The 14,340-nt window shown below is 57.7% G+C and carries 13 protein-coding genes and 1 pseudogene; 10 read left to right on the top strand and 4 right to left on the bottom strand.

The genetic code is table 11. The annotated features are described in order from the left end of the window. From QRQ56_RS38985 to QRQ56_RS38975, 3 genes are all read left to right on the top strand, one after another. Positions 1 to 281, top strand: a 281-nt coding sequence (locus QRQ56_RS38985; protein ID WP_438747075.1) for a transposase, incomplete at its 5' end; no start/stop codon positions are given. 444 nt (positions 282 to 725) lie between these two features. Further along, positions 726 to 1,487: an IS5 family transposase gene (locus tag QRQ56_RS38980; protein ID WP_438747073.1), complete on the top strand. Its 762-nt coding sequence runs from the start codon at positions 726 to 728 to the stop codon at positions 1,485 to 1,487. A gap of 174 nt (positions 1,488 to 1,661) precedes the next feature. Continuing rightward, positions 1,662 to 3,350, top strand: a complete 1,689-nt coding sequence (locus tag QRQ56_RS38975) for an AMP-binding protein (RefSeq protein ID WP_438747072.1) — start codon at positions 1,662 to 1,664, stop codon at positions 3,348 to 3,350. A gap of 324 nt (positions 3,351 to 3,674) precedes the next feature. Here the strand turns inward: QRQ56_RS38975 and QRQ56_RS38970 are convergent. The 3 genes and pseudogenes from QRQ56_RS38970 to QRQ56_RS38960 all read right to left on the bottom strand — a co-directional run. Beyond that, positions 3,675 to 4,393, bottom strand: a pseudogene (locus tag QRQ56_RS38970) (IS5 family transposase); the annotation flags it as partial. Positions 4,394 to 4,855: 462 nt separating this feature from the next. Continuing rightward, positions 4,856 to 5,653, bottom strand: coding sequence for a hypothetical protein (locus QRQ56_RS38965; RefSeq protein WP_438747071.1), 798 nt, complete (start codon positions 5,651 to 5,653; stop codon positions 4,856 to 4,858). Positions 5,654 to 5,738: 85 nt separating this feature from the next. Then, entirely contained in the window at positions 5,739 to 6,788 is a 1,050-nt protein-coding gene (locus QRQ56_RS38960) for a helix-turn-helix domain-containing protein (RefSeq protein WP_438747070.1), read from the bottom strand. Between the two features lie 113 nt (positions 6,789 to 6,901). On the opposite strand from QRQ56_RS38960, the gene QRQ56_RS38955 reads away from it, so the two are divergent. The 7 genes from QRQ56_RS38955 to QRQ56_RS38925 all read left to right on the top strand — a co-directional run bounded on the left by QRQ56_RS38955 (position 6,902) and on the right by QRQ56_RS38925 (position 12,993). Then, entirely contained in the window at positions 6,902 to 7,387 is a 486-nt protein-coding gene (locus tag QRQ56_RS38955; protein WP_438747069.1) for a helix-turn-helix domain-containing protein, read from the top strand. A 161-nt stretch (positions 7,388 to 7,548) separates the two neighbouring features. After that, positions 7,549 to 8,220, top strand: coding sequence for a hypothetical protein (locus tag QRQ56_RS38950; RefSeq protein WP_438747077.1), 672 nt, complete (start codon positions 7,549 to 7,551; stop codon positions 8,218 to 8,220). 95 nt (positions 8,221 to 8,315) lie between these two features. Next, the gene (locus tag QRQ56_RS38945; protein ID WP_438747068.1) at positions 8,316 to 8,672 is read left to right on the top strand and encodes an HdeA/HdeB family chaperone; all 357 of its coding nucleotides are present in this window, start codon (positions 8,316 to 8,318) and stop codon (positions 8,670 to 8,672) included. A gap of 49 nt (positions 8,673 to 8,721) precedes the next feature. Then, complete coding sequence (locus QRQ56_RS38940) at positions 8,722 to 10,149, top strand: DUF1254 domain-containing protein (protein WP_438747067.1); 1,428 nt, start codon at positions 8,722 to 8,724, stop codon at positions 10,147 to 10,149. A 164-nt stretch (positions 10,150 to 10,313) separates the two neighbouring features. Next, positions 10,314 to 11,321: a SphA family protein gene (locus tag QRQ56_RS38935; protein ID WP_438747076.1), complete on the top strand. Its 1,008-nt coding sequence runs from the start codon at positions 10,314 to 10,316 to the stop codon at positions 11,319 to 11,321. Between the two features lie 53 nt (positions 11,322 to 11,374). Beyond that, positions 11,375 to 12,484 carry an HlyD family secretion protein gene (locus QRQ56_RS38930; RefSeq protein ID WP_438747066.1) on the top strand — a complete coding sequence of 370 codons (1,110 nt, stop codon included), beginning with the start codon at positions 11,375 to 11,377 and terminating at the stop codon, positions 12,482 to 12,484. Between the two features lie 74 nt (positions 12,485 to 12,558). Next, entirely contained in the window at positions 12,559 to 12,993 is a 435-nt protein-coding gene (locus QRQ56_RS38925) for a DUF2721 domain-containing protein (protein ID WP_438747065.1), read from the top strand. 1,066 nt (positions 12,994 to 14,059) lie between these two features. Here QRQ56_RS38925 and QRQ56_RS38920 read toward each other — a convergent pair. Beyond that, positions 14,060 to 14,340 (bottom strand): transposase (locus tag QRQ56_RS38920; protein ID WP_438747064.1); only part of this gene is annotated, 281 nt, incomplete at its 5' end.

Genomic DNA, 14,340 nt, shown 5'->3' with positions numbered 1-14,340 from the left:
GTCAGTACAGTACGGGTGGCCGATCTATTCTGGGACGCATCTCCAAGCGCGGAAGCAAGTATCTCAGAACCCTGTTCATCCAGGCTGCAAACGTCATCCTGATGCGCCCGCATAATTGGAATCGCTTCAGCTTCGGAGCATGGCTGCAGAACGCAGCTCCACGGCTGCACCGCAACAAGCTGGCAACGGCCCTGGCCAATAAGCTGGCGCGGATATCATGGAGCATCTTGCGCAACGAGAAGACCTTCGACGCACCAAATCACGAAGTGATCGCAATCTGAACCCTACCCCGAGTTCGCGACAGAGAAATGCATGGAACGGATCAATGAACGCATCCAGAGTCTGTGACCCAAATGGTTGCTGGCCAACCTGTCCGCTAATAAGACCAACGATGCGTGCGTATTCCCATCAAGGCCACGGCCCGCGAGCCGATCAAACAGGCCGGATACATATCAGCGACTTCCGAAACCCACGCACGATCTCTATTGCGAAACGCAGCCGGTCCATACATCTGGGTCACAAGCAGCGGTCAAGGAAAGCGAGGCCTCGCGTCCGGTCTGCCGCCGATAGCAGACATGGCGACGATGTCCACCTTGTTCGGCTAAGGGTCATGAGCGACAAAACTCACTCCGAGGATAATAGGTCCGCCTTCGGGCGCTTAGCGACGGTTGAGCCCGGGCGCCGAACCATGATTCAAGCCCTCCGCGTCGCCAGGAGCTCGAATCATGCGCTACGAACTCACCGACTATGAATGGACTGCCATCAAACCAATGCTGCCCAATAAGCCGCGTGGCGTTCCTCGGGTGAACGACCGACGTGTCCTCAACGGCATCTTCTGGGTCCTGCGATCCGGGGCACCTTGGCGCGATTTGCCGGATCATTTTGGCCCTTACACGACCTGCTATAACCGTTTCGTTCGGTGGCGGAGGGCTGGTGTCTGGAGCCGGATCATAGACGCGCTTGCCACTGCCCATGATGCCGCTGTCCAGATGATCGACACCTCCATTGTCCGCGTGCATCAGCATGGAGCCTGTATCACAAGGAACCAGCGCCAATCGATGGGAAGGTCCCGCGGCGGCTTGACGAGCAAAATCCATGCGGTGGTCAATAGCAATGGTCTGCCGGTACGGCTGGCGCTGAGCCCCGGTGAGGCCCATGACGTTCGACTTGCCGGAAAGCTACTGTCTCGTCTGAAATCCGGGGCAATGCTGCTTGCTGACCGCGGCTATGACGCGAACTGGATCAGGGAGCTTGCCATGAAGAAAGGCGCGTGGGCCAACATCCCGCCGAAAAGCAATCGCCGCGATCCGATCTGCTTCAGCCCTTATCTCTACCGCGAACGCAACCAGGTCGAGCGATTCTTCAACAGGATCAAACAATGTCGTCGGGTAGCAACGCGCTACGACAGGCTCGCCGCCAACTATCTTGCCTTCGTTCAACTTGCGTCAATCAGGCTATGGCTGCGCCTTAATGAGTCCGCGTCCTAGTCCTTGGCCGCAACGGCCCTCAGTTTGGCCGAAACTGCCCTCCTGCCATCGAACAGCTTGCAAGGACGAATGCAAAAAGCCGGGGACGGTCGCCTCACCACGATGCATGGTTAGATTTCGGTAGAGGCGAATGCCCCGCTGAACGAAAAAAAACGCGGGAACCAAGGAGCTAGAATGACCGAACGGCGCTGGCTAAGATATTATCCGGATGGCCTCGATGCCGACATCGACCTAACCGTAGACTCGGGATCGCTGGTCGATTTGCTCCGGGCCTGTTTCTCAAAGTACGGCGATCGTGCCGCCTACAACTTTATCGGAACCGATATAACATATCGAAGAGTGGACGAGGCTAGTTCGCACCTTGCTGCTTATCTCCAAAGCATTGGCGTGGACAGAGACGATCCAGTAGCGGTTATGCTGCCTAACGTTCCGCAGTATCCGATCGCCGTGGCAGCGATCCTCAAGGCTGGAATGGTCGTCGTGAACGTTAATCCCCTATACACGCCGCGCGAGCTCGAACATCAGTTAAAAGATTCCGGTGCTAAGGCAATTGTGATCTTGGACATATTTGCAGCGACGTTGGATCAGTGCGTCGCAACAACGAAAATGGATCATGTCGTGCTCTGCTCGATCGGCGATATGCTGCCGTTCCCCAAATCGGCAATTACCAACTTCGTCGCTCGAAAGATAAAGAAGATGATTCCGCAATTCGAATTGGTGGGCTCAGTAAGATACTCAGAAGCTCTGCGACTCGGAAGTCGTATGGTTCTCAAAAATCCCGAGATCAAGCCTGACGATGTGGCAGTTCTGCAGTACACTGGTGGTACCACCGGTGTATCGAAGGGGGCGATCCTCTCGCACCGAAACCTTGTCGCCAACGTTTTGCAAAACGAGGCATGGTTTGGACTCGCACTCGACACGATTCCCACGGGCGAGCAGCCAGTCACGGCGTGTCCCTTACCACTTTATCATATCCTAGCGTTTATCACGAGCATGGTTATGCTAAGGGTCGGCGGCAAGAATGTGCTGATACTCAATCCGCGTGATGTGAGCGCAACCCTAAAGACGTTAAGAGCTCATAAAGTCCATATGTTCCCGGGGCTCAATACGCTATTTAACGGATTAATGGCACATCCCGATTTCGACAGGGTCGATTGGAGCCATCTCAAGGTGACAACGGCCGGCGGCATGCCGACCAATCCAGAGACAGCTCGACGCTGGAAACTGCGCACCGGTAGCACGATCTGCGAAGGATACGGTCTATCGGAGGCTGCTGGCACGGTAACCTGTAATCCGCCGACCGGGGACATCAGAGCTCCTGGCGTTGGCCTGCCCGTTCCATCGACGTTCGTATCTCTGCTGGATCCCACGGGAAAGGAAGTCGCTCCGGGCATGGTCGGCGAAGTCGCGATCAAGGGGCCGCAGGTCATGCGCGGATACTGGAAGCGCGAAGATGAGACGTCGCAAGTGTTCGACGCCCGAGGTTACTATCTCACGGGGGATCTGGGATCCATGGACCAAGATGGGTATCTCGAGATCGTGGACCGTAAGAAGGACATGATTCTAGTGAGCGGTTTCAATGTGTACCCGAGCGAGATCGAAAGCGTGGTTGCGGAACTTGAGGGCGTCCTCGAGTCCGCCGCGGTCGGCACCCCAGATAACGATACGGGCGAGGCCGTCCGGCTGGTTGTCGTGAGAAGAAACAACGCATTGAGCGAAGCTGATGTGAAGGCGCATTGTCGCCGTCATCTGACGGGATACAAGCAGCCTAGGATCATCGAATTCGTCGAATCCCTTCCGAAGTCTTCCGTCGGCAAAATACTCAAGAAGGACGTGCGCGCCTTGCGCGCCAATCAAAAGTGAACACGAACTCGCCTCCGGGCCACCTGACAAGGGCGAAGTGGGGTTGCGCCCATCTGCACCACGAATTGCAGCCGGGGACGGCTGGCTTCACACGCGCTATGTGGGTTGCATGCCGCTCGCCGAAAGCCTCGGAGAGGCCGGTGCGCGCATTGTGGCCAGGCCTAGAAAGGCGCCCGACCTTGATGCCGCCACACCGGTCCTGGTCTCTCGCGGCATCGACGCGCAATGGATCTCATGAGGCGCGGCACGGCCGGACTTGGTGGAACACGTTTGCACGGAAACCCTGAACGGTTGAAGCAGATCGACCTCCTGGAGCGTGGACTCATTCGCGCGTAGCCTAATTCGGATTGATGTGAGTCTATCGTATCGGGTCGCGACACGCCGACATTGCTTGATCTTGTTGAAAAACCGTTCGACCAGGTTGCGCGCGCGATGCAGGTACGGGCTAAAGCAGATCGGTCTTTGCGATTTCGTTTCGGCGAAATGTTCGCCCATGCTCCCTGCTGGCGAGCGCGCTCCTTGATCCAGTCGGCGTCATAGCCGCGATCCGCGAGCAACATCGTTTGCGGAAGCAAGGCACTGGGTAGAACCGAACACAGCTGGTTATCGTGCGTCTCGCCGGGCGTCAGAGCGTAATAGACCGGCAGGCCATTGTCTTCCCACCACCGCATGAATCTTGCTGGTCAGGCCACCGCGCGAGAGACTCATATCCTGATGATTGTTGTCCGCGACAGAGGCTCCATGCTGATGCACGCGGATGATGGAGGAGGTATCGATCATCTGCACCGCCGCGTCATGACCAGCGGCCAGCGCGTCCGTGATCTGGTCCCGGACGCCAGCCCACCGCCACCGAACGAAGCGGTTGTAACGGGTGGTGGGGGGCCGTAGGTCTCTGGCAGGTCGCGCCATGGCGCATCCGAGCGTAGGATCCAAAAAATACCATTCAGCACGCGACGGTCATTTACCCCGCGAACGCCTCGCGGCTTGCTGGGCAACATCGGCTTGATGGCGGTCCATTCGTAATCGCTAAGTTCGCGGCGCATGATTCGAGGCTCCGGTTTCGGAGCTTGAATCACGTCCTCGGCAGCGCCATCAACCTGCAATGGCTCTCTCTATTATGTAGCTGATGCTCGGAATTACTTCGGCTTTCGGCGCAACAGCGAACATGGCCGGACTTGTTTCGGGTTCTACCCGGTAGCGAATGACCCACAGCGGACTCCCGCGTGTTGAGCTGCTTCGGGTGCGTATCGGTCGCATTAGCTTCAGCTTCAGAGCTCTTAGACCGGGCGCAACTAGCGATCGATCCCTCAATCCGGCTTGGCCAAGAACGCCGCGCTCGTCTGGATCGATGCGAAGGTGTCATGCCGAGAGTGAACTTGAATTGAGCCCATGCACGCGTCTTCATATCTCGCGGCGTGCTGCCTTAACTTGCTAATGAGACCTGCCGACGAGGGTCTTATCGGCACATGGTCAATTGCGAACTGCGTACAATGGTGTTCTGACCGTCAACTGATAAGTGGGCTTCGGCGTCCACATAATTTCGGCCGTAATACCAAACAAGCGATTGTCGTTGTCGTCCATGCGATCGAGATCGAACCGGACGATCGCTTGTGTAAAGGGCTGATCGACGCGAGGTGCAATAGCTGAGCTCCCTCGAAGGATTGCACGCCCGCACGACCGGTGAATTTCCAATTATTCGACCATTGATAATAAGCGCCGATATAGGCGACCGTGTTCGGTTTGATCTTAACCAATTTGTTGCCGGCGTCCGTGGCTGTGTACTTAAATCCGGCGAGGAGACTTCTAATCTCATCTAAATTGAACGCATAGTCGAGCTCGATAATGCTATTGAAAGAGGTCGTGGCCAGAGAATCATTGGGGATCGACTGTGTGAAGGTCGATTGCAACGTTACAGTCGGGACGGGACCGCCGTTCTGCTGATAAACATCCGCCTGGAAACCGATGTTCCAGCTCGTGATTTGCAAGGAGGACCACCCGGCGCCACCGAACTCAGTGGAATTGCCGGAGACGCCAGCATATAGCGAGACACTGTCGGTGACATCGATCGTCAGTGGGACATCCAAATTGAGGGATTTCGCTGCTGGAACGCTGTTGGGAAATGCCGAACCATTCAATCTCGCCAAAAGAGCGTTGAATGACATTGGACGGCCGAAGCCGAATGCAAGCGAGCCCGCCGGGACTTGCGCGTAGATTGTCCGCAGGTCGAGATAGATCGCCGGCACTGCTTTAAAAGCGGCCCCGTCATCGTTTGCGAAGGCGGTCCCAGCCTGGAAGATCAACATCGTCGATGATCCGATCCTCAAGACCGATCTGACAGCCGAAGACTTGGCATTGGTGTAATGCGAGACGTCCAAGGCGCGAGCTTCCCTAGAGGCGATCATCATTTGATGATGATACGGTGCGATTGATCTCGACTTGCCCGCTCCTCGACCTCACTCGAAACTCTCGTGGGGTGCAGCCGGAAATCCGACGGAAGGCACGTGTAAAGTGGGCGGGATCGCCGTACCCCGATGAAAAAGCGATATCGATAATTTTAATTTCAGTATCGCCCAGAAGCCTTATCGCGTTGTTGAAGCGGGCCCGCTCGAGCAGGCCGGCGTAGGTCATTCCAGCCAGTGAAAGTTTTCGCTGCAGACTCCTGACGCTGAGCCGAACCATTTCGGCGGCCTGAATGATCGAGAGCCCGCCCTCGTCGAGGTAGGCGGGCAATGCAAGCTTGAGCACGCTTACAACGTCTGTTCCAATCGGTTGCGGGTCGTTCTCAGACGGCGCTTGCGAAGTATCATTTGCGGGATTGGTGAGGCCTACGAGCTCCAGCGGCACTTCGATCCAGGAGGCTTTCTGATGCGACAGAAAGCGCGTATTTGGCCAAAAATGCTGCACTTCGATGCCTGGTGCATAGTTTGCTTCAAACGCAATAACCCTCGGCGCCCAGCTTGCTCCAGCGAACTGACGGACGATGTGTATGGCAAACATGTTCTGCAGCCACTGGGACATCTCGAGGCGAGGGACACCATCCGTCCCGAGGAGTCTGCTGCAGACATTGATGCTCGCTCCACAGGGCTCGATCCACAGTTGGAGGGTCGTGTCTTCAAGCGACGCCCACCTACACGCGTGCTGCAGGGCAACCAAGAGAGTTGGCGCGTGGCGGATCCGTGTCCGCGTGACTTCGCTCAAATGTTCAAATGACGTTAGTTGAGCCGCGCGAAAGGCGAGTTCGGATAGCCCCTGCTTGTCCTGCGCAGTCACCGCGAACCTGACGGCCGGTAGCAAAGGCACGAAAAGGTGCGGTTTCTCTTCCAAGGAGGTTGGTAGCTGAAATTTTGCGAGCAGCGACGCTGTGGGCCCGCCAACGCCAGAGTGAAGATACGCGAACGGCAAGATAAACTGACAACGGGTCAGCGGAATAACGGCCATACTACTCGCTCCGAGGTTGAACCGCGCAGTTCCAGACTATCAGACCGTCGACGCTGTCGCCCCCCGCTGGTAGAGTACCCACCTGCGCGACAGCTGATCGATCCACTCAAAGGATGAGTTTGGCGCCTGGTGGCCAGACCCGTCGCAGTAATGTCATTAGGCTCCCCGAGATCGGTTTTTCTTTGAAGGAGCAAGGGCTTCGTGCCTCGCTACAGCCGATGAGACCAGTCCGCTTGCCTTCGTCCCGGTCCATCCGCGCAGCGGTTGTTACGTCGCTGCGGCATGGTGACGCAACCATTGATAGTACGGCCCGTGCGCTCCGAGTAAGCTCGCGAACATTGCAGCGTCGTCTTGCTGTCATGGGCACGACCTATAGCCAAATGCTTTCTGAAATTCGCTTGAGCATTGCTTGCCGCCTGCTCGCGGACTCACGCAAGCGCCTCTCGGATATCGCCAAATCGCTTGGGTATACCAACGCAAGCAGCTTCAGCCGCAATTTCTCGCGTTTGATGAAAGTTCAACCCGTCATTTACAGACAACAGCAACGCGCGAGAAAGCATGCGCTGGCATGCCAGAAAACTCGCGCCATTCACCGCTGATCGTTTCAATGATTGGCGCGAAATGGCAAGACGAGCGATCTGAATTGGCGCGAAATGATAAGCGAAGAAGAATATTTGAACGACGGATTATTCTCGAAACCATTCTGAAAATCGCGTGCGCCGCTCGCAAGAGAAAATCGCCTGAAAAGGGAGAACAACCTGTGACTTTTCGTTGGATCCTGATTGCCGTTTGTGCTGCTGGCTTAGCAAGCTTCCCTCAATCGCTTTTCGCTCAATCTGCGACCGAACCGAAGCCACACGTTCCGCTCGAGAAACCTATCGGCCAGGCGAAGCCGGAAGTCGTCCCTTCTCTTTTTGTTCTCAACTCGCGCGGCGCAAGCCTGAAGGATGGGAAGCTCGTGCTGGCGGGAATCTCTCCAAACGCAATCGTATTCGCGGATCGGCCTGTTCGCGCAGCCGGACACGATTTCACGTCTCGTATCGTCGAGGATTGGGGCAACGGCAGCGACAACTTCGCGAAGGACCCGCCAAATGCGACCGTGTCAGGATTTAAGAAAGACGGGTCGTCGGTGGCCGATGCCGTGGTCGTACTCAAATCGCCGAAGCTTGAGGGCGACAAGCTGACCTTCGACGTCGACGTGCTGGAGGGTGATCTCGCGGGGGCCGATGGACCAGCCTCCGTCTTCATTGACATCATCGGGCGGCCGTTCACGCCGCTGTCCTTTGCTGGCGTCGCCCGACGCACGGCCTGGCGCGGCGCCTATTACCGCGGGGCGGCTTATGCCGGCGCGGCCGCTCTTGGCGCCGCGGCTTATGCCTATCCCTATTACGCGCCTCGCTGCGGCTATTATCCTCTCCCGCCCTGCTATTGATCGCCGCCCAATTCGTCATAACGACTTTCGTCTTTTGCAGAATTACCGCGTGGCAGACAACGTCGTCTCCAATTTCACAGCTATCGGAGACCAGCATGAGGCGCGCAGTCATCCTCGCGGCATCGCTATTTTTCACAGCATTCCAGCCTAGTGGGGCTCAGACCGATCTGAGTGCGTATGCCGACGCCAACGGCTATCTGGATGTCCAGAAATTGACATGCGCGCAACTGGCAGGAACCTGGCAGGGCGACGCGGATCGCCTGACGGCCTGGTACAGCGGTTGGTACAACGGCCTCGCGCGCAAGCATTTCCTCGACATCAGGAAATCGAAGGAGGCCGAGCATGAGGTCATCCTCTACTGCGAGGCACATCCCGACGAGCTGATCATCGAAGCGATCGCTGTCGTCTTCAAGGACATGAGGGCGAAGCTCGGAATCAGGATGGAGCCGTAAGACTACATCGTCTGGACCTTTTCATTCGACTTTGGCACAGGAGAAAACCATGGACATCACGCGCCGCAACCTTGCACTCGGTGGGGTCGGACTACTCACGGGCGCAGCGATCGCGCCATCGGCGCTCGCCCAGGACGGCTCGTTCCTGGGGCTCGGGCAGGGTCTCGAGGATTTCTGGCTCGCCAGCGACGCCTATATCTTCGGCTATCCGCTGGTGACGATGGAGATGACCCGCAGGATTATCACGAACGTCGCCGAGCCCGTGGGCACGCGCGGGCCGATGGGTCAGATCATCAAGTTGCGCCAGTATCCGGACGCCTCGTTCAGGGATGTAACGGCGCCGAACGCGGACACCCTTTACACGACGTCGTTTTTCGACCTCGGGAAGGAACCGTGGGTCCTCAGTATCCCCGACATGAAGGGCCGCTATTTCCTCATGCCTATGCTGGATGGCTGGACGACGGTCTTTCAGGTGCCAGGCAAGCGCACCACCGGCACCGGAGCGCAAACCTACGCGATCACTGGGCCCGACTGGAAGGGCACGCTTCCGGACGGCATGAAGGAGTACAAATCGGCCACTAACATCGTGTGGCTGCTGGGCCGAATTTATTGCACCGGCACGCCGGAGGACTACGCGGCGGTGCACAAGCTGCAAGACGAGTGCAAGCTCGTTCCGCTGAGCGCCTACGGCAAGCCGTACACGCCACCTCCAGGCAAGGTTGATTCGTCAATCGATATGAAGACGGCGGTGCGCGAACAGGTCAACCGCTTGGATGCGGTGTCGTATTTCAAGCTGCTTTGCGAGCTCATGAAAACTAATCCGCCTTACGCCGCAGACGCGCCCCAGCTTGCCAAGTTCGCGCGGATTGGCATCGTTCCGGGGCAGGATTTTGACGAGAGCAAGCTCAAGGCCGACTTCCTCAAGCGCATCCCCGAGACGTCTTTCGACAGGATTATGCTTCAGTTCAAGATCAACAAGGCCATTCACGACGAAAATGGCTTTGCCTTCACGACGAAAACCGGCATCTACGGCAACGACTATCTGATGCGGGCGCTGGTGACCGCGATCGGCCTCGGCGCTAATCGTCCGCAGGACGCGGTCTATCCGACTTCGCAGAAGGATGCGGAGGGCCATAAGTACAACGGCGCGAACAAGTATGTGATGCGATTTCCCAAGGGCCACCTGCCGCCCGCCGAAGGCTTTTGGTCGCTCACCATGTACGACAGCGGCTATTTCTTCGTGAAAAATCCGCTCAACCGCTACTCGATCAGCGCGCGGGAGAATCTGAAGGAAAATCCAGACGGCTCGACCGATCTCTACATCCAGACGGACTCGCCTGGGAAAGACAAGGAATCGAACTGGCTTCCGGCCCCTCCCGGCGATTTTATCCTGATGCTGCGTATGTACTGGCCGCAGGAGACAGACCCTTCAATCATCAACGGAACGTGGACGGTTCCTGCCGCGAAAAAAGTCTGAAGTGAGACGTCGAAGCTCATGCCGGTCCTAAGGGGCCGGCATGAGCCAATTGGGGGGTAAAGATGAGTAACCGCAATCCGGCGACGACAGAACAACGCGAAAACTCAAGCCGGGCAAAGCCCGTCGGCGCTGACCTGGTGAAATGCGTGGTCATCGCCTCGACGATGTTGACGACGTCGCTCGCATGCGGCGATGCGCACGCCGACGAAGGCGGCGTGTCATATTGGCTTCCGGGTCGCTTCGGCAGCCTTGCCGCCACCCCGCAGGTCCCCGGCTGGTCGATGGCGGAGGTCTATTATCACACCAGCGTCAGCGCCTTCGGCAGCGCCGCTGCGGCTCGGGAAATTCACGTCGGCAGGATCCCCGCGACAATCAACGTCGATTTGAATCTGCGTCTGAATGCTCAGGCAGACCTCATCCTTCTCAATCCCACATACACCTTTGCGACGCCCGTTCTGGGCGGACAGCTCGCGGTCGGCGTGACCAGACTATTCGGCCGGTCCAGCGCAAATCTTGCAGGCACGCTGACAACGACCGTCGGTCCTTTCGCGTTCACGAGCACGGGCAGCTTCGGCGACTCGATCACCTCGGTCGGCGACCTTTACCCCCAGGCCACCCTGAAATGGAACGCTGGGGTTCACAACTTCATGACCTATGTGACGGGAGACATCCCGGTCGGCGCTTACAGCTCGACCCGCCTGGCCAATCTCGGGATTGGTCACGGCGCATTCGATGCCGGCGGCGGCTACACCTATTTCAACCCGCAGGCCGGTCATGAATTTTCCGCGGTGGCAGGCTTCACCTACAACTTCAAGAACACGGACACCCAATATCAGAACGGCGTCGATTTCCACGTCGACTGGGGCGCCTCCCAGTTTCTGTCCAAGCAGGTTTTCGTCGGCCTGGTCGGCTACGCCTATCAGCAGATCACTGATGACTCCGGCCAGAATCCGGTGCTGGGTGGCTTCCGCTCTCGCGTTCTGGGCGTCGGTCCGCAGGTCGGCTTCCTTTTTCCTGTGGGAGACATGCAAGGCTATCTGAATCTAAAAGGATATGGCGAGTTCGCCGCAGAAAACCGGCCGGCCGGCTGGAATACCTGGCTGACATTCTCGCTCTCTCCGCAGGCCCCGACGAGCACCGTTGAGCCGACACGGCGGATGGTCACCAAATAGATGCCGCTCATCGTCTGACTTCGACCATATGGCAGAGGGACCTGGAATTCGTCATGTTCATCATCCTGGGCCTTTACCTCGTTTTGGTCTGGCTTACCTTTTCGAAGCTCAAGCTCTTAAGATGGGGATGGACGTCCGGCACGCTCGTGGTTCTCGCCGGTGCCCTGATCCTTGCGGTCTTTCTGGCACTGTTCAATTATCTGACGCCGTCCGGTAGCTTCGTCGTGGTTTCCCGGGTGGTCGAAGTGGCGCCAAACGTCAGCGGACAGGTCATCGCGATACCCGTTCAGCCAAACGTAACGGTCAAGGCTGGAGCAAAACTCTTCCAGATCGACCCCGCGCCCTTCCAATATAAAGTCGCCCAGCTGGAGGCGTCGCTGGCGGGGGCCAAGCAACAGGTCCTTCAGCTCAAGTCTGGCTATGAGCAAGCCACGGCCAACGTCGAGGGCCTCGCGAAACAGCTTGCGTATCACAACAAGCGGCTGGCCGATTTCGAGCAGTTGGCCGTTGACGATGCACAAAGCCAGTTCCGCCTGCAGGACACACAGGTGCAGCAGGAGACGGTCCACTTCCAGCTGCAGGCGGCCAAGGCAGCGCAGCAGGGCGCCAAGCTCGCCATGGATGCCGAGATTGGCGGGACCAATACGACCGTGGCGCAGATACAGGCTCAGCTCGACCAGGCGCGCTGGGAGCTCGAGCATACGACGATCACCGCGCCCGGTGATGGCTATGTGACGGTCATGGCGCTATCGGTTGGCGACCGGGCGGGTCAACACAAGGCGGTGATGTCCTTCATTATCAGCGACGACATCACCATCGTTGGCATGTTCGCGCCGAACGGATACCGGACGATCAAGCCTGGCGCGGCGGCAAGGTTGGTGTTCGACGACGATCCCGGCCGCATCTACGATGCCAGGATCACTGCAATTCCCCAGGGTGTGGGGCAAGGCCAAATTGCTGTTTCGGGGACCCTAGCGCGCGTGGGGTCGATCGGAGGCGCCAAGGCCTATCCCGCGGTCATCTCAATACCAGAAGACATCGGCCGTGATAGGCTCCGGCTCGGCATGCCGGGGACGGCCACGGTTTTTGCTGAAAGGCCAGGCGTCATAGGGTTGATCATGGGTATTCTGGTCTGGGTAAGCTCGATGATGGCCTATCTTTAATTCGGCGACCGGCTCTTTGCGCGACGCTGTCCCATTTCCCGACCCGACGTCGGCTCGACTTCTGCGGTGAAACCATGCTCCCGGATACGCCATCAGTCACCCAGATTTCGCATGTAATTTCTCAAGCGGCCGCGCCCGCCTTCCTGCTGGGTGCGCTGGCGGCCTTCATCGCGGTCTTGATGGCTCGCCTGAATAGGATTATCGACAGGTCGATCTATCTCAACCAAATTCCCGATCAGGACCAGTCTAGGGCTCGTCTCAAGCAGGATTTACCGCGCCTCGTTCGGCGCGCTGCAATGATCAACCGGGCTATCTTCTGGTCCATCATGGGAAGCATCTTCATCAGCGTTGTCATCGTAGTTGGGTTCGTGAGCGCGTTCTTCCAGGTCCGGCACGAGCGTGGCGTGGCCATCCTCTTCGTCGTTGCCGTAGGGGCCTTCATGGTGTCTTTGGTGGATTTTGCGCGGGAGGTGCGGATTGCTCTCACCGAATATGATCACTACGGTTGACCTCGCTCGACATGTCTCGACGAGGCATCATTGGAGGCTCGATCATGTCAAAGCTGCCTGTGCCACTGCTATGGTTGACGATCGTTGCCGCTCTCTCCGACGTGGAGGCGAGAGCACAGGCGGTTGGGTCTGAAACGCCGAAGGATACGCTCTCGGCTCAGGTCCGGGTGCAAGGTTACATCTGCGAAGAAGCCCTCGGTGCGACGAGAGACAGCAAACGATCCCGGCCGGACCACGACGTCTGGACGCTGAAATGCAGCAACGCCACGTTCCGGGTCTCGCGTGCTCCCGATATGATGGCGAGGATCACGGTTCTCCCTTAGATCCCAAGAGCGGACATAAATTGTCGGTCGTCGGCTACCTGACGTACAGCACCATTGATCCATCCCTGCAGTATCAGAACGGCATCGACTTTCACGTCGACAGGGCGGCTTCCTAATTTGTAAGCAAGAATGTCCATGTGGGACTGGCCGGCTCTTCTTCCAATAAATCACCGAGACCGCAACCCCCGGCGCGAAACCCGGCGGCTTCGAGGTGAAAACTGGGACTGGGCTGCAGATCGGGTTCATTATTCGGCTGTCGAGGGATTTAAGGGTTATCTCAACCTGCGCGACTCCAAGGATCTAGAGCACGTGGAGCACTTGGTTGGCGTTTGCGGTCTTGAGCAGCGCCTGAGAAGACGGCTTCGCAACGGCAGTAAGCCGAAAATACTTACGCCGCTTTCGTCTCCTTTTGGCCCATCTGCGAAGTTGCAGCGCGTCTGTAGGGAGGTCCGCCCATCGCGGCAGAGCAGACCAGATTTGTTCAACATGAGTTCTTCGCATTTTGACCCATATGTATGGACCGGCTGCGTTTCGCAATAGAGATCGTGCGTGGGCTTCGGAAGTCGCTGATATGTATCCGGCCTGTTTGATCGGCTCGCGGGCCGTGGCCTTGATGGGGATACGCACGCATCGTTGGTCTTATTAGCGGACAGGTTGGCAAGCAACCATTTGGGTCACCAGACTCTGGATGCGTTCATCGAACCGTTCCATGCATCTTCTCTGTCGCGAACTCGGGGTATAATTCAGATTGCGATCACTTCGTAGTGGGGTGCGTCGAAGGTCTTCTCGTTGCGCAAGATGCTCCATGCTATCCGCGCCAGCTTGTTGGCCAGGGCCGTTGCCAGCTTGTTGCGGTGTAGCCGTGGAGCTGCGTTCTGCAGCCATGCTCCGAAGCTGAAGCGATCCCAATTGTGCGGGCGCATCAGGATGACGTTCGCGGCCTGGATGAACAGGGTCCTGAGATACTTGCTTCCGCGCTTGGAGATGCGTCCCAGAATAGATCGGCCACCCGTACTGTACTGAC

It is taken from the genome of Bradyrhizobium sp. U531 (assembly GCF_051710265.1).
Classification (GTDB): domain Bacteria; phylum Pseudomonadota; class Alphaproteobacteria; order Rhizobiales; family Xanthobacteraceae; genus Bradyrhizobium.
This window is presented reverse-complemented; position numbering and strand designations above follow the sequence as displayed.

Bases quoted from the DNA above. Each gene is read 5' to 3' on its own strand.
- QRQ56_RS38980 (WP_438747073.1), top strand. From the start codon at position 726: ATGCGCTACGAACTCACCGACTATGAATGGACTGCCATCAAACCAATG.
- QRQ56_RS38975 (WP_438747072.1), top strand. From the start codon at position 1,662: ATGACCGAACGGCGCTGGCTAAGATATTATCCGGATGGCCTCGATGCC.
- QRQ56_RS38965 (WP_438747071.1), bottom strand. From the start codon at position 5,653: ATGTTGATCTTCCAGGCTGGGACCGCCTTCGCAAACGATGACGGGGCC.
- QRQ56_RS38960 (WP_438747070.1), bottom strand. From the start codon at position 6,788: ATGGCCGTTATTCCGCTGACCCGTTGTCAGTTTATCTTGCCGTTCGCG.
- QRQ56_RS38955 (WP_438747069.1), top strand. From the start codon at position 6,902: ATGAGTTTGGCGCCTGGTGGCCAGACCCGTCGCAGTAATGTCATTAGG.
- QRQ56_RS38945 (WP_438747068.1), top strand. From the start codon at position 8,316: ATGAGGCGCGCAGTCATCCTCGCGGCATCGCTATTTTTCACAGCATTC.
- QRQ56_RS38940 (WP_438747067.1), top strand. From the start codon at position 8,722: ATGGACATCACGCGCCGCAACCTTGCACTCGGTGGGGTCGGACTACTC.
- QRQ56_RS38935 (WP_438747076.1), top strand. From the start codon at position 10,314: ATGTTGACGACGTCGCTCGCATGCGGCGATGCGCACGCCGACGAAGGC.
- QRQ56_RS38930 (WP_438747066.1), top strand. From the start codon at position 11,375: ATGTTCATCATCCTGGGCCTTTACCTCGTTTTGGTCTGGCTTACCTTT.
- QRQ56_RS38925 (WP_438747065.1), top strand. From the start codon at position 12,559: ATGCTCCCGGATACGCCATCAGTCACCCAGATTTCGCATGTAATTTCT.